Origin of the sequence: Microbacterium sp. (genome assembly GCF_051953575.1) — a bacterium.
In the GTDB taxonomy this organism is placed as follows: Bacteria; Actinomycetota; Actinomycetes; order Actinomycetales; family Microbacteriaceae; genus Microbacterium.
The window spans coordinates 15,328-36,410 of sequence record NZ_JBQCIP010000178.1 but is presented as its reverse complement, the minus strand read 5'-3'; the positions used below and the strand labels follow the sequence as shown (position 1 = coordinate 36,410).

Here is a 21,083-nt window from a genome sequence, read left to right as displayed (position 1 = left end):
CATCACGGGGTGAGAGCGGATGCCGCCCGCCGGCGCTCACCGGCGCGCTGCGCGCGGCGGACGAGGCCGACGAGTCCGGCGGCCAGCGCGAAGGCGCCGATCACCAGCACCGAGTACGCGATGGCGGCGGCCGGGGTGAGACTCAGGATCCAGTCGGTCGCCGCAGCCTGGCGGTCTACGTCGGTGAGGAGCCACAGCGCGAACGACGCGATCGCCGCGAGCGCGAGACCCCACACGATGCCCGCCCAGCGGGTGCGCGGACCAGAGGGGATGGTGGATGCCGTCGCCACGGGCGCCGCGCCTGGCGCGACCGGAGCCGACGTGGCGTCCGGTGCCGGAGGGAACCCGGTGAACGCCGGCGGCAGAGCGGCGGGCGCGGGAGCCGGCGGCTCGAGGTCTGCGAGGACAGATGTCTCGTCGGCGTCGGTCGCGGCGGGCGGGGTGAGGTCGACGACGGTCGAGGCCTCGGTAACGTGCCCCGCGGCCGTCGGGGTGAGTTCGTCCGATTGCGCAGTCTCAGCGGACCGGGCCGCGTCGGCTGCCGCGGTCTCGGGCACCGGCGGGAGCGTGGTGGCCTGGGTGTCGGCGGTCTCGGGCGTGGCGTCGGCGTCGGGCGCCGCATCCGGATTCTCGAATGTGCTCATGTCGGCGCTCAATTCTCGAAGATGTAGACCTGCACCGAGCCGGTGCGCTGGTCGAGGGTGATGTGCTGGGTGGTGAGGGCCGTGCTGTCGTCCCGTTCATTCGTCACGCGCCACTTGACGGTGCCGTCGGCGTCGGGCGACACTGAACCGGCCACGACATCGCCGCCGTCGCGCCCCGGCTGTCGCTCGTAGAGGACGGCGCCGTCGCCCAGCGTGGCGTCCAGCACGAGCGCCGTGCCGGGCTGGACCATGATCTCGGTACCGCCGATGCCTTTGGACACCACCACTCCGCCGGCTTCGACGTCCTCGCTTTCGGACAGCGGGCTGACAGAGATCCACAACTGACCGAACGGCTGAGTGATGCGCTGCTCGTACGAGGCGGTGCCGACCTGGGCGCCGACACCGATCGTGAACCGGTCAGGTCCGGACGCCGCGGTCACCGACCCGCCGAGCACCAGCAGCACGATCGTGACCGCGGTGAGGAATCCGCTGCGGCGGCGGATCGCGCCGGCGACGACCATCGACAGCGCTGTCACGAGGGCGGCGGTGAAGATGCCGATGGCGCCGGCGTACGGGGCGGTGGCGGCATCCCCGAGGGCGGTCAGCACGGCGACAGCGCCGATGACGATCGCGGCTCCCACCGCCGTGAGCACGAAGACGAAGCTCGTGCGGGGCCGGGTGGTGCGGCGGATGCGGCGGCGCTCCTCGGCCTCGAGGGCGAAGGCGGCACCGTGCGCGTGCCGCTCGAGCCGGGCGCGGTCGCGGGCGGCGCGCTCGGCGTCCTGGCGGCTGCGGCGCCACGCGTCGTTCTGCACGCGCCAGGCCTCTTGGCGGGCCCGCCAATCGGCGATCGCGGCGTCGTCGCCGTACGGGGCGGGAGGGGCCGGAGGGGCGGGCGGCGCGGCATCCGCGGATCCTTCTCCTGTCGCGGACCCGACCGGAGCCCGACCGGCCGGATCCGCGATGCTCGCCGCTTCCGCGGCGAGGGGAGCGGTCGCGCCGTCTCCCGAATCGGGCGCGACCGTGGCGGGGGCGGGCTGCGCGGAAGCCGTCTGCGCATCCGCCCGCGAGGGCCGGTCGGAACGTGCCGACCGGACGATGAGGTACACCAGGCCGCCGATGACGGCGAGGGCGAAGAGGAAGCCGAGCACGCCGAGCGCCGAGACGCCCGATCCGTCGTCCCACGCCCAGGGCGCGAAGCCGGTGAGGGCCCACAGGGGCCACAGCAGCACGTTGCGCAGCCACGGGACGACCGGGACGACCCCGACGATGGCGAGGATGAACACGCCCGTCATGGCGGCGTCATAGCGTCCGTGGATCAGTTCGCGGAAGTGGATGCGGCCGTCGACATCGGGCAGCAGCGCCCACGCGATCGCGTAGACGAGGAGTGCCGGAAAGCCCAGCAATGCCACCACGACGAAGATGCCGCGCACGATGAGCGGGTCGATCCGCAGGCGGGCGGCGATCCCGCCGCACACGCCGCCGAGCCACGCGTCGCCGCGGACGATGCCGAGGCCCTGCACCCACGAGAAGAACCGGTCCGAGCCCGTCGGCAGCCCCGGCGGGGCGGTCGGGGGCGGTCCCGGATCGGCGGGGGGAGCGGAGGTCGTGTCGGTCATGGTTCCACCCTGGCGGCCGCGGCGAGACCTCCGCTATGGGGTGATCCCCTGAGTCGTCCCTGATCCTCGCCGCCCGGGGTGGGTCAGGGGCGCCGGGAATGATTGGATGCCGGTATGCCTCGAACCGCGATCCGGGATGCCGGCGGCCCTGCCGCGGCGGCGGTCGCGGCATCCGGAGCCACGGAGCGCCCACCCCTGCGGCGACCGCGGGACTGCGCCGTGTCGGGGGTGTCGGCGGGTCTTGCCCGCCACCTCGGCTGGCCCCTGTGGGTCGTGCGGGCGCTGTTCATCGTGCTGACGCCGCTGTGGCTCGCCGGCCCGCTGCTGTACGCGTGGCTGTGGGTGTTCGTGCCGTGGGAACCGCCGCGCCCCGCCGAGGACCGGCGGCCTGCCGACGCGGCCGACGACCCCGAGGCCGCGCAGGTGCGCGACGTCCCGACGCGACGGGTGCCGGTCGCGTGGATCCTGACCGGCATGGCCGTCGTCGTGGTGCTCATGACCGTGACCGCCATCGCGCTGTTCGGCGCCAACGGCGTGGTGTGGACCTCGATGCCCGCCTGGGTGGGCGGCGTGTTCCTCGCGACGGTGCTGGCGGTGTCGGCCGGGGCGTGGGCGACGCTCGTCGACCGCCAGGATCCTGCCCGCGGTCCGCGGCACGAGAACATGGTGCGCATCGTCGTGACGGTGGTCCTCGTGGTGCTCCTGCTCGCCCAGCTGTCGATGCTGCGGCAGACCGGCATCCCCGGGTTCGTGTTCGCGCTCGTGCCGATCGTCGGCGTCGCGCTCGTCTACTCGTCGATCCTCGTGGGCCGGTGGCGAGAGCTGTCGGGGGAGCGCGTGCGGCGCATCCGCGAGGAGCAGCGGGCCGAGATGGCGGCCCACCTGCACGACTCCGTGCTGCAGACCCTCGCGCTCATCCAGAACCGCGCGGGCGCCTCGAGCGAGGTCGCCCGTCTCGCCCGTGCGCAGGAGCGCGAGCTGCGCGCCTGGCTGTACGACGGCGACGCGCCCGCCGACAGCGACCTGCCCACCGATCTGCGCGACTACGCCGCCGCCCTCGAGCTCGACTATCCGGTGCGCATCGACGTCGTCTCGGCGGGGCTGCCGGCAGAGCGCGCCAGCGGCGAGGTCGCCGCCGCGTCGCGCGAGGCGATGCTCAACGCCGCCCGTCACGCGGGCGGCGACGTCTCGGTGTACATCGAGGGCAACGCGAACGCCGTCGACGTGTACGTGCGCGACCGCGGGCCCGGGTTCGATCTTGCCGACGTGCCCGACGACCGGCTCGGCGTCCGCCAGTCCATCATCGGCCGCATGCGCCGTGCCGGGGGTTCGGCGACGGTGCGCCGCGGCGCGGGCGGCGGCACCGAGGTTCACTTGAGATTCGTGGATGCCGGCGGCCCGGCATCCCCTTCGACGGAGGTCCGCCGTGGCTGACGCCCCCGTCCGCGTCGTGATCGTGGACGACCACTCCATCTTCCGGTCGGGCCTGCGCACCGACCTCGACGCCTCGATCGACGTCGTGGGCGAGGCGGCCGACGCCGCCTCGGCCGTGGAGGTGATCGAGGCCACGCGGCCCGACGTCGTACTGCTCGACGTGCATCTGCCGTCCGGTCGCGGCGCGGGTTCCGGTCCCGACGCCGCCGGAGGCGAGGCCGTCATCCGCGGGGCCGGCGCGGCGGTGCCGACCACGCGGTTCCTCGCGCTCAGCGTGTCGGACGCCGCCGAGGACGTCGTGCGCGTCATCCGTGCCGGCGCGCGCGGGTACATCACGAAGGGCTCGTCGGGCGCCGAGGTGAGCCGGGCGGTGCACGCGGTCGCCGAGGGCGACGCGGTGTTCTCGCCGCGACTGGCGGGATTCGTGCTCGACGCCTTCGGCGCCGCCGTCGGCGAGACCGCCGCGACCAGCGACGAGCTCGACCGGCTGTCGGCCCGCGAGCAGGAGGTGATGCGGCTCATCGCCCGCGGCTACGCCTATAAAGAGGTCGCCGCCGAGCTGTTCATCTCGATGAAGACCGTCGAGTCCCACGTGTCGGCGGTGCTGCGCAAGCTGCAGCTGTCGTCGCGGTACGAGCTCACCGCGTGGGCCTCGGAGCGCCGACTGCTCTGAGCGTCAGCGCACCGTGAGCTCGCCGCTCGCGACCGGCACCGACCAGCGGTTGCCGGGAGGCGGGAAGACGCACACGTAGTGGTCCGAGAACGCGCACGGCGGCAGGTAGGCCCGGTTGAGGTCGATCTCGACCCGGCTGTCGGCGTCGGGCGGCGGCACGCGGAGGAACCGGAACCGGTAGCTCCCGGCGCCGGCGGTGGCGTCGGCGAAGGCGGCGAACAGCGACCCGTCGTCGTCCCGCTCGACCGTGAGCTCGAGGGGGACGCCGTCGAGCTCGAAGAAGACCACGCCGTCGTACACGGTGTCGGACCGGTGGCCGTCGACCGCCTGCGTGGCCTCGGACTGCGGCCTCGAGGCGAACACGCCCGTCACGCGCCGCGACGGCTCGTAGGCGGCGCGGACGATCGTCGAGATGCCGCGCCGGGATGCGGCATCCGGATCCCAGACGCGAAGCGCGAGCGCGCCGTCCCGCCTCACCGCGCGCAGCAGCCGGTCTCCCAGGCGGGCCTCGTCGCCCACCCCGAGCCGGAGGGATGCGGGGGTGTCGCTGCCGACCGCGATCGTGCAGTCGGCGCGCCACCGGCCGGGGAGGTCGTCGTACTCCCGGTCGACGGCGTCGAGCCAGTGTGTCGCGGCCAGCGACGCGATCCCGTGCGGAGCCCAGACGGCGGCGTCACGGTCGGCGATCCATCGCCGGTGCGCTGCGTTCATGTGTCACATCCTCGTGCTCGATGACGCCATGTGTCGAGCAGAGACATATTGTTACACCATCGAAACACCGGCATGAATAGCATCCACCTATGGACAGTGCGGATGCGCCGGAGATCGACGCCCTGACGCGAGCGCTCGATGTGCACTCGCTGCGGATCCTGGTGGCCATCGACCAGGAGGGGTCCATCAGCGCGGCCGCCCGCGCGCTCGGGTACACGCAGCCGACCATCACGCAGCACGTGCAGCGGCTCGAGGCCCGCCTCGGCGCGACCCTGGTGGCGCGCACCGCGCGCGCGGCGACCCTCACCCCGGTCGGGGCGCTGCTGGCCCAGCACGCGCCCCGCATCGACGCCAGCCTCACGGCGGCGGCGACCGAGCTCGCCCGCGTGCTCGGGCGTCGCGCCGGCGTCGTGCGCTTCGCGGGGCCGGTCGAGACCGTGGCGCACGTCATCGCGCCCACGTTCGCGCGCCTGGCGGCCGAGATCCCCGGCATCGACCTGTCGCTGCACGAGACGGCGGATGCCGCCGAGGCGCTGGACCTCGTGCGCAGCGGCCGCGCCGACATCGCGATCACCACCGACGTCGCCGAGGCGGGTGCGCGCCGCGCCGCGCCGCGCCGCAGCGGCGCCCGGTCCACGTTCCTCTTCGCCGAGGAGGTCGTGGCGCTGACCGCCGCCGACGTGGACGCTCCCGGCGGCCGCATCGATGCCCGCACGCTCGCGCACCTCCCGTGGATCCGGGGCCGCGGCACCTGCGGCGACGTCATCGCCGAGGTCATCGGGCGCGGCGAGCAGGCCGACGACATCGCGGTCAGCCGGCCCGACGCCGCGATCGCCCTCGCCTCGCACGGCGTGGGCACCGCCTTCGTCGCCGAGTCGGATCTCGCCGGCGTGACCCTCCCGAGCGGACTGCGCGCCCTCGGCGTCTCGCCGGCGTTCACGCGGCGCATGTCGGCCACGACGCTCGTCGAGGCCGCGTCGATCCCGGCGGTCGCCGCCGCCGTCCGCACCCTTGCCACCCATCGTCCGACGCCCGTCGAGGTCGAGGCCATCCTCGACGCCCGCCGACGCAGCGACGGCCACCGCGCCCGATTCCGCACCGCAGCATCCACACCCGAGGAGAGCCCGACCATGCCGTTCCCGTCCACAGCCCGCCTGGCGAAAGCCGCGACCGTCGCCGCCGCCGGCGCGCTGCTGCTCGCCGCCTGTTCCAGCCCCGCCCCCGACAACACCACGGGGCCCGACACCGGCGCCGAGATCGACCACATCACCGTGGCGCTCCCCGGGTCGCTCTCGAGCCTGTACGTCGGCCAGGAGGCGGGCATCCTGAACTACTACATCGCCTCCATCGCACAGGAGGGCCTCGTCTCGATCGACGCCGACGGCAAGATCCAGCCGGGCCTCGCCGAGTCCTGGGAGCAGACCGACGACGTCACCTACGTCTACGAGCTGCGCGACGACGCCGAGTTCCAGGACGGGACGCCCGTCACGGCGGACGACGTCGTGTTCAGCCTCGAGCAGGCGCGCGACGAGACCAGCTCGCCCGGGCTCGCGTACTACCTCACCAATGTCGACACGATCGAGAAGACCGGCGACGCCGAGGTGACGATCACCCTCACCGAGCCCGACGCGGCGTTCGCGGCCAACATGAGCACGGGCGGCGCCGCGTTCATCACGTCGAAGGCGTTCTGGGAGGCGCACGACGGCAAGGTCGGCACCGCCTACGCCCTGCTGCTGGGCTCGGGGCCCTACCAGGTCACCGAGTTCGCGCCCGACTCGCACGTGACCTTCGAGCGCGTCGACACCTGGTGGGGCGAGCTGCCCAAGGTGAAAGAGATCACCGTCAACTTCGTGCCCGACGAGTCGACCCGTCTGCTGGCCGCCCAGTCCGGCGACGTGGACGTCGCCTTCAACGTCCCCCTCGCGCAGTCGCAGCAGTGGGAGAAGCTCGACACGATGCGCGTCGAGTACGTGAACGACCTGTCGTACGTGGGCCTGTACTTCAACACGAGCATCGCGCCCTTCGACGACCCCAAGGTGCGCGAGGCGTTCGCCCACGCCGTCGACCGCGACGCGTACGTCGAGAAGCTGCTGCGCGGCCACGGCGAGGCCGCGACCGCGATCATGACGCCCGAGTCGCTCGGCAAGGCGTACAGCGCCGATGAGGCGCGCGACCTGCTCGCCGAGATCCCGCAGTGGGACTACGACCTGGATGCCGCCAAGAAGGCGCTCGCCGCCTCGTCGGTACCCGACGGGTTCGAAGCCGAGCTGCTCACGCCCAACACCGGCCCGCAGCTGGGGACCGCCGCCCAGGCGCTCGCGCAGAACCTCGCCGAGATCGGCATCACCCTGAACGTCCGCGAGGTGCCGATCGAGGAGTGGCTGGCGAGCCTGGATGCCTCGTCCGACCACGGCGTGGGCCTGATGTGGTACTTCTCGACGCTGGGCGACCCGGCCGAGGTGCCGAGCTACCTGCTGGGCGCCGGCAATCCTGCCGCGTACGACAACCCCGCGATCACCGACCTGCTCGCGCAGGCGGGTGCCGAGTCCGACCCGGCGGCGCGCATCGACCTGCTGGTGCAGGCGGAGAAGCTGCAGGCCGAGGACGCGGTCAACGTGCCGCTGTGGTGGGGGCAGTCCGCCACCGCCTTCGCCGACGACCTCGGGATGAAGGACTACAGCTCGTTCGCGTTCATCTCGTCGTGGCCGACGCAGCTGTACCGGGCGGGACAGTGACCCAGCCTCTCCCTGTCCGAGCGCGCGCATCGCGGTACCGGTCTGTGGGCCGGCTGCTCGCGGTGCGCGTGCTCGGCGTGCTCGCCGTGCTGCTGGTGCTGTCGGCGGTGATCTTCTCGCTCATGCACCTGGCGCCCGGCGACATCGTCAAGAACCTGCTCGGCAACCGCCCCGCCTCGCCCGAGGCGGTGGCGGCCATCCGCGAGCAGTACCACCTCGACGATCCGGTGTGGCTGCAGTACCTGAAGTGGCTCGGCGCCTTCCTCGTGGGCGATCTCGGTCAGTCCATCCGCCTGCAGGTGCCCGTCGCCGACGCCATCGCCCAGCGGGTCGGGATCACGATGCTGCTGTGCGGCCTCGCGTTCGTCGTCGCGCTCGCCGTGGCCGTGCCGCTCGGCGTGCAGAGCGCCGTGCGGGCCGGCGGCTGGACCGACCGCGCCGCGAGCAGCCTCGCCGTGGTGGGGCTGAGCGCCCCGACCTTCGCGGTCGGCCTGCTGTTGCTCTACGTCTTCGCGTACTACCTGCGGCTCTTCCCGGTCTACGGGGCGGGCTCCGGCGGGCTCGACACGCTGTGGCACCTCGTCCTCCCGGCCGTGACGCTCGCGCTCGGACTCGGCGCGATCATCGTGAAGCTCACCCGCACGGCGATGCTGCGCGAGCTGGAGTCCGACTACGTGACGAGCGCCCGGGCCCGCGGCATCCCGGAATCCCAGGTGCGCCGCATCGCCCTGCGCAACGCGGCCATCCCGATCGTCACCGGTGCGAGCCTCGTGCTGACGTTCCTCGTGGGCGGAACGGTGCTGGCTGAGACGACGTACGCCCTGCCCGGTCTCGGCACGCTGCTGCAGGACTCGGTGCTGTTCAAGGACATCGCGGTCGTGCAGTCGCTGACGCTGCTGGTCGCCGTGGTGATCGCCGTCATCGCGCTGCTCGCAGACCTTGCCTACCTGATGCTCGACCCCCGCATCCGTCGCACGGAGATGACCGCATGACCGCCGCGATCGACCTGCTGAGCGCCCCGAGCCGTCGCCGTCGTCGCCGCCTGCCGGTGACCATCGCCCTCGCGCTCGGGGTGCTGGCCGCCGCCGTGCTCGCCGTCGTGTTCGGAGGCGTGCTGTACCCCGACGCGATGCGGCAGGACATCCTGTCGGGCCTGCTGCCCGCCGGCAGCCCCGGCCATCTTCTCGGCACCGACGAGCTCGGACGCGACGTCTGGGCGATGACGGTCGCGGGAGCGGCATCCGCCCTCATCGGTCCGGTGTGCGTCGCGCTCGGCTCGATGATCCTCGGCATCGTGCTCGGCACCCTCGCGGGGTACGAGCGCGGCTGGCTCGACATCGTCATCAGCCGCTGGACCGACCTGCTGCTCGCGCTGCCGGTGCTGCTGGCGGCGATCGTGGTGTCGGGCGTCTTCGGTGGCGGCTACTGGGTCACCGTCGCCCTGCTCATCCTGCTGTTCTCGCCGTCCGACATCCGGATCGTCCGCGCGGGCGTCCTGGAGCAGTCCAGCCGGCCCTACATCGAGGCGGCGCGGATGCTGTCGCTCTCGCGGTGGCGCGTCATGTTCCGGCACATCCTCCCCAACGTCTCGACCCTCGTCATCACCAACGTCATGCTCAACATCGCCTTCGCGCTCGTGGCATTCTCGTCGCTGTCGTTCCTCGGCGTCGGCGTCCCCCCGGGGACCGCCGACTGGGGCCGCCAGCTGACGGACAACCGGGCCATCATGTTCGACAACCCGGCCGCCGTGATCGTGCCGGCGCTGCTCATCATCGCCGTGGCGTCGGCCGTCAACCTCGTCGGCGACTGGATGGGCCAGCGGCTCTCGCAGGTGGGGACGGCGCTGTGAGCGGGGTGGTCATCGAAGGCCTCACGGTCATCGGGCACGACGGCGCGATGGTGCAGCCGCTCGGCGCCCTCATCGAGCCCGGCCGCACGCTCGCCGTCATCGGCGAGTCCGGGTCGGGCAAGACGCTCACCGCCAAGTCGCTCGTCGGGCTGCTGCCGCGCGGATTCCGGGCCGAAGGCTCCGTGCGCGTGGGCGATCGTGCGCTCGCGCTCGACGCCTCGCAGCCGGCATGGCGGGCGGTGCGCGGCGGCACGGTCACGCTCCTTCTCCAGGACCCGTTCACGAGCCTCTCGCCCGTGCACCGCTGCGGCGACCAGATCGGCTGGACCCTGGATGCCGCGGCAGGGCGCCGTCTGTCGCGCACCGAGCGAGATCGGGCCGTCGCCGAGCGGCTCGCCGAGGTGAAGCTGCCGGAGCGGGTCGCACGCGCGTTCCCGCACGAGCTGTCGGGCGGCATGCGGCAGCGCGTCGCCATCGCGGCCGCGCTCGCCGCCGACCCGCAGCTGATCATCGCCGACGAGCCGACGACGGCCCTCGACGCCTCGAACCAGGCCGAGATCCTCGACCTGCTGCGCTCGGTGCAGGAGGCGCGCCGGCTGTGCGTCATCCTCATCTCTCACGACCTCGGGCTCGTGCGCGGTCGCACCGACGACGTGCTCGTCATGCGCCACGGCGAGGTCGTGGAGCGCGGCGCCACCGCGACCGTCCTGGCCGACCCGCAGCATCCGTACACCCGCGCGCTCATCGAGGCGGACCCGACGCTCGCGGTCGACGCCCCGCCTGCCGCGGATCCTGCGGCGCCGGTGCCTGATCGCGAGCCGCTGCTGAGCGCGCGAGCAGTCACGAAGCACTTCGGCGAGCGGCTCGTCCTCGACGGGGTCGACCTCGACATCGTGCCCGGGCGCATCACCGGCGTCGTGGGGGAGTCGGGGTCGGGCAAGTCGACCCTGGCGCGGTGCATCGCGGGACTGGAGACCGAGGACGCCGGCGAGATCCGCTTCGACGGTGCCGCGCTCGCCCCGGGCCGTGCCTCGCGCACGCCGGCGCAGATGCAGATCGTGTTCCAGGACCCGTACTCGTCGCTGAACCCGATGATGACGGTCGGGGCGATCCTGCGCGAGGCGCTCGGTGTCGCGCGCCGCTCGGCCGGCGAGGTTCCCGAGCTGCTGGCGACCGTGGGCCTGCCCGCGGAGTTCGCGCGCAAGCGCCCGGCCGAGCTGTCGGGCGGTCAGCGCCAGCGCGTGGCGATCGCCCGTGCGCTCGCGCCCCGGCCGCGGGTGCTCATCTGCGACGAGTCTGTGTCGGCGCTCGACGTGTCGGTGCAGGCGCAGATCCTCGCGCTGCTCACGAAGCTCCGCGACGAGCTGGGGCTGGCGATGCTGTTCATCTCGCACGACCTCGCCGTCGTGCGCATGCTCGCCGACACGGTGACGGTGCTCTGGAACGGCCGCGTGGTCGAGTCCGGCACGTGCGAGCAGGTGCTCACCGCGCCCCGCCACGAGTACACGGCCCTGCTGGTGGCCGCCGCGCATCGCGAGAACACCGCGACCGCCCGACACGATATGGAAGAGGACTGACATGCCCGCAGCGCTCCGCGTCGACGACGCCGCACCGCTCGACATCGCCGACGAGCTCGAGGCCGGCGGCGTCGCCGCGCCCCGACTGGAGGGGTGGCGCGTGCCGCGCGACGGATACCGCCCGGTCGCGCACGTCACCCGCGATGCCACCGGCGCCGCGCTGACGGCCGTGCTCACCAGCGCGCGTCCGGCGACCGCCGCGACGAAGATCGTCGACGTGTGGTGGCGCGACGAGTCGGCCGCCGAAGACCTCGTCGCCCACGTCATCGAGCAGGCGCGCAGCCGCGGGGACCTCGCCGTCAAGTGGCAGACGGGCGGCGGCGCCGGGCTGCCGGCGTTCGCGACGGCTCTCGGATTCGCCCCGATGCGCCGGCCGTGGGCGGCCGTGGGCACCGAGCACATCGACGGATACGTGCTGTGGCTCGCCCCGAGCATCCACGCCGAGCCCGGCTACTATGCGCAGACGACGCTGTTCACGTGCGGCGCGGTGGCCGCGCTCATCGCGGCGGAGGGCTCGTCCGCGCCCGGGTTCGACGGCGGCGCCGGCGACCGCGATGTCGAGCTCGGGCTCTGGCGGAGCGCGAGCAACTACCCGGCGTGCGAGCCGGTGGGCCTCGCCGTCGCGCTCCACGACCATCTCGCCGATGCGCCGGTCGAGGTCGCCCTCGACCTCGACGGCCCCGCGCTCGTCGAGGGCTACACCGGGTTCGACCGGTCGTTCCGCGAGGAGCTGCAGCAGGACTCGCTGCGGCAGGCGGGCGAGCGAGGCATCCCGGTGCGTCGCGACCGTGTGGAGGTCGCCGAGATCGCGCGACGCGTGGCCGGAGGCGAGCGCGCGCTGCTGCTCATCGACGAGGCGCCCATGCACGGCGAGGCCGGGCCGCACTGGATCGTCGCCCACGCGGTCGTCGGCGACGCCGTGATCGTCGAGGATCCGTGGATCAACGTGGACGCCGGTGAGACCTGGGTCGACACCCACGAGCTACCGGTCCTGCCCGACGCGCTCGACCGTCTCGTGCGCTGGGGCGACGACGGCTACCGCGGCGTGATCTTCACCCGGGTCGGCTGAGGGATGAGGGATGCCGCGGCCGGCGGCATCCCTTCACGCGGTTTCGACGACTCGGGCCCGGCCGGTGTCGGCGGGGCGACCTAAACTGGGTGGGTTATGACCGATGCCCATGCGGCCGCGCCGGGCGCGGCATCCCTTCGTCCTGTCGTGCTCGACGGATTCGGTGCGCCGAGCGACGCACCGCGCCCCGACGAGGACCTGCTGCAGGGGCTCAACGCGCAGCAGCGCGAAGCCGTCACGTACCGCGGCCAGGCGCTGCTCATCGTCGCGGGTGCCGGCTCGGGCAAGACCAGCGTGCTGACGCGCCGCATCGCGTCGCTGCTGCGGGGGCGTGAGGCGTGGCCGAGCCAGATCCTCGCGATCACCTTCACCAACAAGGCCGCGGGCGAGATGCGTGAGCGCGTCGAGCAGCTCGTGGGCGACACCGCGCGCGGCATGTGGATCTCGACCTTCCACTCGGCGTGCGTGCGCATCCTGCGTCGCGAGGCGGAGCAGTTCGGCTTCACGAAGTCGTTCACCAGCTACGACTCGGGCGACGCGCGCGCGCACATCAAGCGGCTGGTCAAAGAGCATGAGGCCGACGCGTTCGGCCTCACCCCCGCAGCGACGCAGTCCAAGATCTCGAAGCTCAAGAACGAGCTGGCGGATGCCGAGTCCTATGCCCGGTCGGCCAACATGAGCGACCCTGCAGAGCGCGTGTTCGTCGAGGTCTTCGGCGCGTACCAGCGCGAGCTGCAGAAGGCCAACGCGTTCGACTTCGACGACCTGATCGCGCAGACGGTGTTCCTCTTCCGCGCGTTCCCGCAGGTCGCCGACGTATACCGTCGCCGGTTCCGGCATGTGCTGGTCGACGAGTACCAGGACACCAACCACGCCCAGTACGCGCTGATCCACGAGCTGACGCGTCCGCCCGGGTCGGATGCCGCCCCGCTGGCGGGCTCCGGCGGCATGATGATCTTCGAGCCCGAGCCGGCCGCCGAAGAGGGCGCGTCGCTCACCGTCGTCGGCGACTCCGACCAGTCGATCTACGCGTTCCGCGGCGCCGACATCCGCAACATCAGCGAGTTCGAGAAGGACTTCCCGGGCGCGAAGGTCGTGCTCCTCGAGCAGAACTACCGCTCGACCCAGAACATCCTCTCGGCCGCGAACGCCGTCATCGGCCACAACTTCGACCGCAAAGACAAGAAGCTGTGGACCGACGTCGGCGACGGCGAGAAGATCATCGGCTTCACCGGTTACTCGCAGCACGACGAGGCGCAGTTCGTCGCCGACGAGATCGAGGCGCTGCGTCGCGCCGGCATCGACTACTCGCAGATGGCGGTGTTCTACCGCACGAACTCGCAGTCCCGTGCGCTCGAGGAGATCTTCATCCGCGCCGCCCTGCCGTACAAGATCATGGGCGGCACCAAGTTCTACGAGCGCGCCGAGATCAAGGACGCCCTCGCCTACCTGGTCGCCGTCGCGAATCCGGCCGACGAGATGGCGATGCGCCGCATCATCAACAAGCCTCGCCGCGGCATCGGCGACGTCACGGTCGAAGCCATTTCGCGGTACGCCGCCGACCAGCAGATCACGTTCCGTGACGCGCTCGCCAACTCGTCGGCGCTCGGCGTCGGCCCGAAGATCCAGGCCGCGATCGCGCATCTGGACGCGGTGCTCGCCGAGGCCTCGGAGCTGATGCTGCCCTCGTCGGGCGAGCTCGCGCCGCCCACCGCGGTCGCTGAAGGCCTCACCCTGCTGCTGAACAAGAGCGGGTACTACGACGCGCTGCGCGCCAGCAAGGACGCCCAGGACGAGGCGCGCATCGAGAACCTCGACGAGATGGTCGCGGTCGCCCGCGAATTCGCGCGCAACAACCCCGAGGGCACGATCCTCGACTTCCTCACCGAGGTCGCGCTCGTCTCCGACGCCGACGACCTCGAAGACGCGTCGGGCTCGGTGTCGCTCATGACGCTGCACACCGCCAAGGGCCTCGAATACGACGCCGTGTTCCTCACGGGTGTCGAAGAGGACCTCATCCCGCACCGCATCTCGGCGGGGGAGCCGGGAGGCCCGCAAGAGGAGCGCCGCCTGTTCTACGTCGGCATCACCCGCGCCCGCAAGCGCCTGTACCTGTCGCTCGCGATGACCCGCGCGCAGTTCGGCGAGGTCACGGTCGCGATGCCCAGCCGCTTCCTGCAAGAGATCCCCGCCGAGCTGCTGCACTGGCGCCAGTCTCCCGGCGACGTCAACTCGCGAGGCGGCACGCAGTCGCGCGCGCTCAACGCGCGACGGGGCTCGGGTTCGGGCTCCGGCTTCGGCGGACAGAGCAAGCGCTACGGCGACGACCTCGTGCCGCTCGCGCGCCGCGAGCCGTCGGGCAACCTCGAGCGCTTCGCGAACAAGATCCCCGCCAAGGTGCGAGACAACGGCGACCTCGTGCTGGCGCCCGGCGACCGCATCCGTCACGACGACTTCGGCGAAGGACGAGTGGATGCCGTCACCGGCGAGGGCGCGAAACGCGTCGCGCACGTGCGCTTCGACGCCGCCGGCCCGAAGAAGCTCCTCATCAAGATCGCCCCGATCGAGAAGCTCTGACAGCGGCCGCGTCTCACGCGGCGGTGGTGAACAGGTGACGCTGCCGCCGGAACGTCTCGTAGCTGGAGAAGCCGCTCAGCGTCGCGGCCGCGAGCAGTGACGGCGCGCGTCGTGTACTGATGAGGTCGGCGACACTCTCCAGGCGTCGCCGGGCGAGCACGTCGCCCACGCTGTCATGCCCTTGGTGCGCGCGATCGAGGTGCCGTCGCGACACACCCAGGAGAGCCGCCAGCATGCGGGCATCGAGGCGCGGATCCGCGAACTTCTCATCGATGAGGACCGCGCAGCGCGTGCGCAGTTCTGCGGATCGATCCCTCACGTACAGATATGTCCGGTTCGCCCGCATGTGGGACACCCGCGAGGTCACGAAAATGTCTCAACTTGTGTGTTTGCTGAGAGCACGCGGCCGCTTAGCCTGACGCGGAGCCATGAAAGTCGTGGCATCGCAGGGCCGCGAAGCAGCGGCCGGAATGGTGGCGTTTGTGCGAAGAGGGATCGTTGCCGCGGTGGCGGCAGCCGTCGTGATCGGACTGGCCGGCGGGCAGCCGGCCGGGGCGGTCGAGCCAGGAACCGGGTCGATCTCGGGGGTGGTGACGACGGATGGCGGTGCAGCGGTGGCGGGCCTGTCCGTCATGGCGTACACCTACAACAGCATGTGGGGCGGGTGGTCCTGGGCGAAGTCCGCATCGACGGGCCCCGACGGGTCGTACACCTTCGCGGGGCTCGCTGACGGGGAATATCGGCTCCAGTTCCAGTCTCTCGGGCTCGAGTCCGGGCCGAACATCGTCGCCGAGTTCTGGGAGGACGCGACCGACCTCGCATCGGCCACCACGATCACGGTGTCGGGAGGCGCACCCATCGGCGGCATCGACCCCGTACTGAGTGTCGGCTCGACGATCTCCGGAGCGGTGACCGACGAGCTCGGGGCGCCGGTTCCGGGCGTTTCTGTGACTGCGACACCGGTCGGCAGTTGGGCGTCGGCAGGCTATGCGCGCAGTGACGCCAACGGCGTCTACCGGTTGGTCGGCCTTGCCGAAGGTTCCTACACCATCGAATTCCGACCGACTCCCGACAGCGGTCCTGTGGCAGGAGAGTGGTACGACGATGCCGCGTCGCGGACTGCCGCGACGCCGGTCACGGTGACAGGGGGCGGCGCGGCATCCGGGATCGACGCGGTACTGGCACCCGCCGGATCGATCGCGGGGGTGGTGACCGACACTGCTGGAACGCCCGCCCCGTACACGTACGTGGGCGTCTACCGCGCGACGGCGGGGGGCTTTCCCGAGTGGGTGACGTCCATGTCGACGGACGGCACCGGCGCGTATCGCGTCGATGGTTTGGCTGTCGGTGAGTACAAAGTGCAGTTCTCGACGATGGGCGACCTCCTCGGTGAGTGGTACGACGATGCCTCGGATGCCGGGTCGGCGACAGTGGTCCCGGTCACGGGCGGATCGACCACCACGGTCAACGGCGAACTCGCAATCGGGGCGGTTCTCACCGGCATCGTGACCGATGATGCGGGGGCCCCGGTCAGCGACGTCACTGTGATGGCCAGACCGGTCGGTGGCTCCGGCGGCGGATACGGCGCGATGACAGGCGCCGACGGCACCTACCGGCTCCCAGGGCTTCCGTCCGGGGACTACCGAGTGGAGTTCGACACCTCGGCGACCGCGGCGAGCGTCGTCGGGGAGTGGTGGAATGACGTGAAGACCGAGGCAGATGCGTCCGTGGTCAGCGTGACGGAGGGGGCGGTCGTAGACGGCATCAGCGCGCAGCTCGCTGACGGCGCCGAACTCTCTGGCGTTGTAAGCGATGGTCTGGGTGCGCCCATGACTGACGTTCAGGTCGTTCTTCGCGACGCAGCCGGGCATTGGGTGCGCTACACGCACACTGGTCCCGACGGCTCCTACGTGATCCGCGGTGTCGACGCGGGTTCGTACCGATTGAGCTACTCCGCTCAGGTCGGGCAGGGGAGCACCACGCTGCAGGAGTGGTGGAACAACGCCCCGGACTTCTCCTCCTCCGACGAAGTGTCCGTCGCCCCGGCGACGGACATCGCCGGGCTGGATGTGGTCCTCTCGGTCGACGACGGCTCAGTTCTGGACACCAACTCCGCGTCGCTCTCGGGCACTGTGACGGACGCGGCGGGCAACCCGCTTCCGGGTGCCTCAGTGTCGGTGGAAGGCATCGACATCGGCGACGGCTTCCAGGCCGGGCCGGATGGCTCGTGGTCGATGACCTCTCTGCCTGCGGGACCGTACCGGGTCTCGTTCTCCGCGGTGATCGACGGCACGCTCGTGACCGAATGGTGGGAGAACGCCGCCGACCGCGACTCCGCGACGGTCATCGACCTCGCGAGCGCCGAGCAGCGCAGCGGCATCGATGCGGTGCTCGGCGTGGCGCTTCCACCGCTCGAGTCCTCGGCCCCGAAGATCACCGGGCCGCTGCGCGTCGGCAAGGTCGCGAAAGCTCACCCGCGTGAGTGGACCGACGGCGCTGCCTTCACGTATCAGTGGTTCGCCGACGGGGCGCCGATCGTCGGCGCGACGGCCACGTCGCTGCCCATCACTCCGGACCTCGTCGGCGTGCGGTTGACCGTCGCGGTCACCGGGTCGCTGTCCGGCCACCAGAGCGTGACGCAGACCTCGGCACCCACCGCGGTGGTCTCGCGCGGCTGATCGCGAATCGGGTCGGCCCTCCCCACGGGGGGTCGACCCGACGTGCCTGAATGGATGCAGCGCGGAAGCGGGCCGCGCGCCGCCGGCATGCGGGTGACTCGCTAGGAGCAGTTGAGCTTGTCGATGCCGGCCGCCACCGAGGCGGCGCCGGTGTTCGGACCGAGCGTGGCGACCGTCGCCCAGCCGTCGTACGCACGGACCGTGCCGGTGCCGCGGGAATTGGCGAGCGAACGCACGGTGCCGAGCGCGGCGACCGAGTTGCCGGTGGTGCAGGCGGAGAAGGTGAGCCGGCTGCCGGTGTACGACGTTCCGGAGTAGGCGCAGAATGCCCCGCTCGGGCAGCCTCCGACCGAGAAGGCCGTGATGCCGCGGGAGTCCGCGGCGGCATCAGGCGCGAGGGTCAGGACGACGGCACCGCCGTCCCACGACACCTCGTTCGGCGCCGTCTGGGTGCCGCCGAACTCGGCGATGACGGCATCCACCTGATCCTGCGTCGGATCGGTCGATGCGGTGGCGGGCGAGGCACTGAGTGCGACGGCGCCGGCCAGGACGGGCAGCGCGAAAAGGGGCATGAACTTTCGGGAGATCACGATCTACCTTCCCACGCGAAGTACGACAGCACCGATGGGGAAGGGATGTCGGTGCGGTCATGGCCGACCCACACGTTCTCGGTCGCGAGGACGTGACCTCGGGGGCTGACCAGGATGCGGTCGACGAAGTCGCTGGCACCGGACGGGGTCTCGAAGACATAGGCCTCGCGGCCGAGGCGGTCGGTCGTGGTCCCGGCGAGCTCGAGATCGAGCCCCGCGAGGACCTCCAGCAAAGCCGCCTCCTCACTCGGCCGCAGCACGCGCTCCATCAGCAGCGCTTGGGCCTGCGAGATCCAGTCGCTGGTCGTCGAATCCTCCGAGAGACCCGCGTCGAGCATCAGCTGACGCAGCTCGTCGGGGTCGTCGGGGACGGGGTCGGGGAACAGGAACGTGTGCTCCCCGGCCGCCTCATCGATGCGCCACAGCTCGGTGCCCGGCGGGGTCGCATGCGGATCGTCGACCGGCTTGCCCTGCGAGTCATAGGGCGTGCCCGCCACGACGACCTGCGACCAGGCGCCGTCGGGGTAGCGGGTGAACGTCACGTCTTCGGGCGCGACATACGGCGGCGGGACCTTCTCGCCCTCGGCGCCGACGGTCGTGACCAGTCCCCACGTCTGCACGTCGATCTGCTGAGGCTGCCCGGGCGGTGCGGGATCGGGTTCGCCGGATGCACGCAGCTGCCGTGCCAGATCTGTCAGCAGCTCGGCGGCGTCGTCGACTCCGCCCTGCGTGCCCTCGATCTGGAGCATGGGCGGCGTCGCCGCGTACGTCGGCTGCGGCGTCGCAAGCATCGACACCGTGATCGCGATGACGGCCACGACCGCCGCCGCAGCGGTGGTGAGGATCGACCACCCCGGCAGTCCCAGGCGGCCGAACCGGCGGCGTCGACGCGCAGCGCGCAGGTCGTCGCGCATCTGGGCGATGACGAGGTTCTCCATCGCGTCGCCTCGGGGCATCGGGCGCTGATCGCTCATGATTCCCCCTCCGCGACGTGTGGGGCGTGGTGGGCGAGCGACTTGCGCAGCCGTTCCTTCGCGCGGGTGAGGCGCTTGCGCACCGTGGACTCCGTCGCGCCGATGACACGGGCGGCGTCGCGGGGCGGCATCCCTTCGATCAGGCACAGCACGATGACCTGTGCGTCCGCGGCGCTCGCCGCGCGCAGCGCGGCTTCGACATCGTGCGACAGCGACGCACGATCGACATAGCGGGCGACCTCGTCGGCGTGGTCGGGCACGTCCTCGGCGGCGGGGATGCCGGCGATCAGGCGCTCATAGCGCCGCTGGCCGCGCAGCTGGTTCTTCGCCGCGAGGGCGACCGTCTTCATCAGCCAGGGGAGGAGCGACCCCTCGACGCCCTGCACAGAGTCTCGCTTGCGCCATAACGCCAGCTGCGCGACACCCACCGCGTCCTCGGCGTCGGCGGCGTTGCGCGTCATCGAGAGCGCCAGCGCGTACATCTTCTTCTCATGCCTGCGCAGGAGGGTGCGCATGGCGCCTTCGTCGCCCTCGCGGGCGCGCTGAAGGAGCGTCTCGTCCGAGACGCTCGGCTCAGGGGCCGCGGCGAGGGGAGCGTCGCCGTCCAGCGGGGCGGGCACCAGGGCATCATAAGCACGCGTTCTGCGCGAGCCGAACGGCGCGAGGACATCGCCGTCCGGTTTCGCTCAGGAGGAATGCTCACATCAGAGATATGTCCGGCAACCCGGAATTTGGGACACTATCTGGCGATTTCTTCGCCGCAAGACGGCAGGGAGACGCCTATGGAGCGGCTGTGAGCAGCCGGCGCACGCGTTCAGTCGTCGGCATCCACGAGCAGATGGTGGTGTGCGAGCCGCCGCAGGGCGAGCATGACCGGTTCGTAGAGCGCGGTGCCCAGTACGGCGTACGTCACCGCCTCGTCGAGCGGCATGCTGTGCATCGGCGCGAGCTCTTCGACGGCGACCTGGCGCATCGCGTCACCGTAGCGCCGGAGGACGGCGGGTGAGGCATCCAATCCCGCCGCCTCGAGGGCGCGGAGCGCCTCGTCGAGCTGGGCGACCGCGGTGAAGCCTGGGTCGTAGGTGAGGCCCAGTTCGGCGATGGCGGCCCGCGCCAGCGGGTAGTCCTCTTGCTCCGACGCCACGTACGGCGGCAGCGCGCCGACCGCACGGCCGAGGATCTCGACGGGGTCGCCGGTCGGCGTGTCGATCAGCGAGAGGATGTCGCGCACGCGGGCGAGCGGCAGGCCGCGCACGTCGGTGAGCGCCGCGATGACGCGCAGGCGCGCCAGGTGCCCGTCGCCGTACTCGGCACGCGTGGCCGAGAGCGCCTCACCGCGGGGCAGCATGCCCTCGCGGATGTAGAACTTGACGGTCGCGACGGGGACGCCGCTGCGCTCTGACAACTCCGAGATCTTCACTTCGCGCCTCCTCGCCCTTGAGTTGGATACTATAGCTATCCAACATTGGAGAGCGAAGCTATCCAACGAACGCACCGCCGGGAGGCAACGATGGACCCGATCCTCACGATCGTCGCCGGAGCGACGATCCTCACCGTCATCGGCATCATGTCGGGCGGTACGTTCCTGCTGCGGATCGCCTCGCGGGGCCTGCCGTTCAACGGACTGCAGAAGACCTTCTTCCGCGCCGGGCACGCCCACGCCGGCGTGCTCGTGCTGCTGGGACTGGTCACCCTGCTGCTCATGTCGGCCGTCGGTGTGCCGGCGCCGTGGCAATGGGCCGCGGTCGGCGTGCTCGCCAGCGCGCTCCTCATCCCCGGCGGCTTCTTCCTCTCGGTGCTCGGGCGCGACCCGCAGCGCCCGGGCCGGGCGATCGCGCTGCTGTGGGCCGGAGCGGTCGTGCTGGCGGCATCCCTCGTCGCCGTCGGCGTCGCGGTCATCGTGGCGGGCGTGACCGCGCTGGGGTGAGCGCACCTCGACGCGGCGGCGAGAAG

Annotated in this window: 18 protein-coding genes; 10 read left to right on the top strand and 8 right to left on the bottom strand. The window is 71.7% G+C overall.

Annotated features, from left to right (window positions below; translation table 11 throughout):
* Positions 1 to 2 precede the first annotated feature (2 nt).
* Together ACTHNQ_RS11040 and ACTHNQ_RS11035 are read right to left on the bottom strand one after the other, a co-directional pair.
* Complete coding sequence (locus ACTHNQ_RS11040; RefSeq protein ID WP_440333415.1) at positions 3 to 644, bottom strand: hypothetical protein; 642 nt, start codon at positions 642 to 644, stop codon at positions 3 to 5.
* 8 nt (positions 645 to 652) lie between these two features.
* Positions 653 to 2,263, bottom strand: coding sequence for a PspC domain-containing protein (locus tag ACTHNQ_RS11035; RefSeq protein ID WP_440333414.1), 1,611 nt, complete (start codon positions 2,261 to 2,263; stop codon positions 653 to 655).
* Positions 2,264 to 2,377: 114 nt separating this feature from the next.
* On the opposite strand from ACTHNQ_RS11035, the gene ACTHNQ_RS11030 reads away from it, so the two are divergent.
* Both ACTHNQ_RS11030 and ACTHNQ_RS11025 read left to right on the top strand, forming a co-directional pair.
* A complete protein-coding gene (locus ACTHNQ_RS11030; RefSeq protein ID WP_440333413.1) occupies positions 2,378 to 3,697 on the top strand; it encodes an ATP-binding protein in 1,320 nt (439 codons plus the stop codon).
* Positions 3,690 to 4,370, top strand: a complete 681-nt coding sequence (locus ACTHNQ_RS11025; protein ID WP_440333412.1) for a LuxR C-terminal-related transcriptional regulator — start codon at positions 3,690 to 3,692, stop codon at positions 4,368 to 4,370. The genes ACTHNQ_RS11030 and ACTHNQ_RS11025 overlap by 8 nt, the downstream gene beginning before the upstream one ends.
* A 3-nt stretch (positions 4,371 to 4,373) precedes the next feature.
* Here the strand turns inward: ACTHNQ_RS11025 and ACTHNQ_RS11020 are convergent, their stop codons facing one another.
* Positions 4,374 to 5,081, bottom strand: a complete 708-nt coding sequence (locus tag ACTHNQ_RS11020) for a DUF1684 domain-containing protein (RefSeq protein WP_440333411.1) — start codon at positions 5,079 to 5,081, stop codon at positions 4,374 to 4,376.
* A gap of 89 nt (positions 5,082 to 5,170) precedes the next feature.
* On the opposite strand from ACTHNQ_RS11020, the gene ACTHNQ_RS11015 reads away from it, so the two are divergent.
* The 6 genes from ACTHNQ_RS11015 (at position 5,171) to ACTHNQ_RS10990 (ending at position 14,888) form a co-directional block, all read left to right on the top strand.
* The gene (locus ACTHNQ_RS11015; protein WP_440333410.1) at positions 5,171 to 7,816 is read left to right on the top strand and encodes an ABC transporter substrate-binding protein; all 2,646 of its coding nucleotides are present in this window, start codon (positions 5,171 to 5,173) and stop codon (positions 7,814 to 7,816) included.
* A gap of 44 nt (positions 7,817 to 7,860) precedes the next feature.
* Complete coding sequence (locus ACTHNQ_RS11010) at positions 7,861 to 8,808, top strand: ABC transporter permease (RefSeq protein WP_018171696.1); 948 nt, start codon at positions 7,861 to 7,863, stop codon at positions 8,806 to 8,808.
* Positions 8,805 to 9,665: an ABC transporter permease gene (locus tag ACTHNQ_RS11005; RefSeq protein ID WP_440333409.1), complete on the top strand. Its 861-nt coding sequence runs from the start codon at positions 8,805 to 8,807 to the stop codon at positions 9,663 to 9,665. The genes ACTHNQ_RS11010 and ACTHNQ_RS11005 overlap by 4 nt, the downstream gene beginning before the upstream one ends.
* Positions 9,662 to 11,242 (top strand): dipeptide ABC transporter ATP-binding protein, encoded by a 1,581-nt coding sequence (locus ACTHNQ_RS11000; RefSeq protein ID WP_440333408.1) that lies wholly within the window; start codon positions 9,662 to 9,664, stop codon positions 11,240 to 11,242. The genes ACTHNQ_RS11005 and ACTHNQ_RS11000 overlap by 4 nt, the downstream gene beginning before the upstream one ends.
* A gap of 1 nt (position 11,243) precedes the next feature.
* The gene (locus tag ACTHNQ_RS10995) at positions 11,244 to 12,311 is read left to right on the top strand and encodes a peptidase C39 family protein (RefSeq protein ID WP_440333407.1); all 1,068 of its coding nucleotides are present in this window, start codon (positions 11,244 to 11,246) and stop codon (positions 12,309 to 12,311) included.
* A gap of 96 nt (positions 12,312 to 12,407) precedes the next feature.
* Positions 12,408 to 14,888, top strand: a complete 2,481-nt coding sequence (locus tag ACTHNQ_RS10990) for an ATP-dependent helicase (protein ID WP_440333406.1) — start codon at positions 12,408 to 12,410, stop codon at positions 14,886 to 14,888.
* A gap of 13 nt (positions 14,889 to 14,901) precedes the next feature.
* Here ACTHNQ_RS10990 and ACTHNQ_RS10985 read toward each other — a convergent pair whose 3' ends face one another.
* A complete protein-coding gene (locus tag ACTHNQ_RS10985) occupies positions 14,902 to 15,207 on the bottom strand; it encodes a hypothetical protein (RefSeq protein WP_440333405.1) in 306 nt (101 codons plus the stop codon).
* Positions 15,208 to 15,394: 187 nt separating this feature from the next.
* Between ACTHNQ_RS10985 and ACTHNQ_RS10980 the strand changes: the two genes are divergently transcribed.
* Positions 15,395 to 17,566 carry a carboxypeptidase regulatory-like domain-containing protein gene (locus tag ACTHNQ_RS10980; RefSeq protein ID WP_440333404.1) on the top strand — a complete coding sequence of 724 codons (2,172 nt, stop codon included), beginning with the start codon at positions 15,395 to 15,397 and terminating at the stop codon, positions 17,564 to 17,566.
* A gap of 101 nt (positions 17,567 to 17,667) precedes the next feature.
* Here ACTHNQ_RS10980 and ACTHNQ_RS10975 read toward each other — a convergent pair whose 3' ends face one another.
* From ACTHNQ_RS10975 to ACTHNQ_RS10960, 4 genes are all read right to left on the bottom strand, one after another.
* The gene (locus ACTHNQ_RS10975) at positions 17,668 to 18,138 is read right to left on the bottom strand and encodes a peptidase inhibitor family I36 protein (RefSeq protein WP_440333403.1); all 471 of its coding nucleotides are present in this window, start codon (positions 18,136 to 18,138) and stop codon (positions 17,668 to 17,670) included.
* Between the two features lie 14 nt (positions 18,139 to 18,152).
* The gene (locus ACTHNQ_RS10970) at positions 18,153 to 19,130 is read right to left on the bottom strand and encodes a hypothetical protein (protein ID WP_440333402.1); all 978 of its coding nucleotides are present in this window, start codon (positions 19,128 to 19,130) and stop codon (positions 18,153 to 18,155) included.
* Positions 19,127 to 19,750, bottom strand: coding sequence for an RNA polymerase sigma factor (locus tag ACTHNQ_RS10965; RefSeq protein ID WP_440333401.1), 624 nt, complete (start codon positions 19,748 to 19,750; stop codon positions 19,127 to 19,129). The genes ACTHNQ_RS10970 and ACTHNQ_RS10965 overlap by 4 nt, the downstream gene beginning before the upstream one ends.
* 194 nt (positions 19,751 to 19,944) lie before the next feature.
* Positions 19,945 to 20,550 carry a MerR family transcriptional regulator gene (locus ACTHNQ_RS10960; protein WP_440333400.1) on the bottom strand — a complete coding sequence of 202 codons (606 nt, stop codon included), beginning with the start codon at positions 20,548 to 20,550 and terminating at the stop codon, positions 19,945 to 19,947.
* 90 nt (positions 20,551 to 20,640) lie between these two features.
* On the opposite strand from ACTHNQ_RS10960, the gene ACTHNQ_RS10955 reads away from it, so the two are divergent.
* On the top strand, positions 20,641 to 21,057 hold the full coding sequence (locus ACTHNQ_RS10955; protein WP_440333399.1) for a hypothetical protein: 417 nt from the start codon (positions 20,641 to 20,643) through the stop codon (positions 21,055 to 21,057).
* The last annotated feature ends 26 nt before the right edge of the window (positions 21,058 to 21,083 follow it).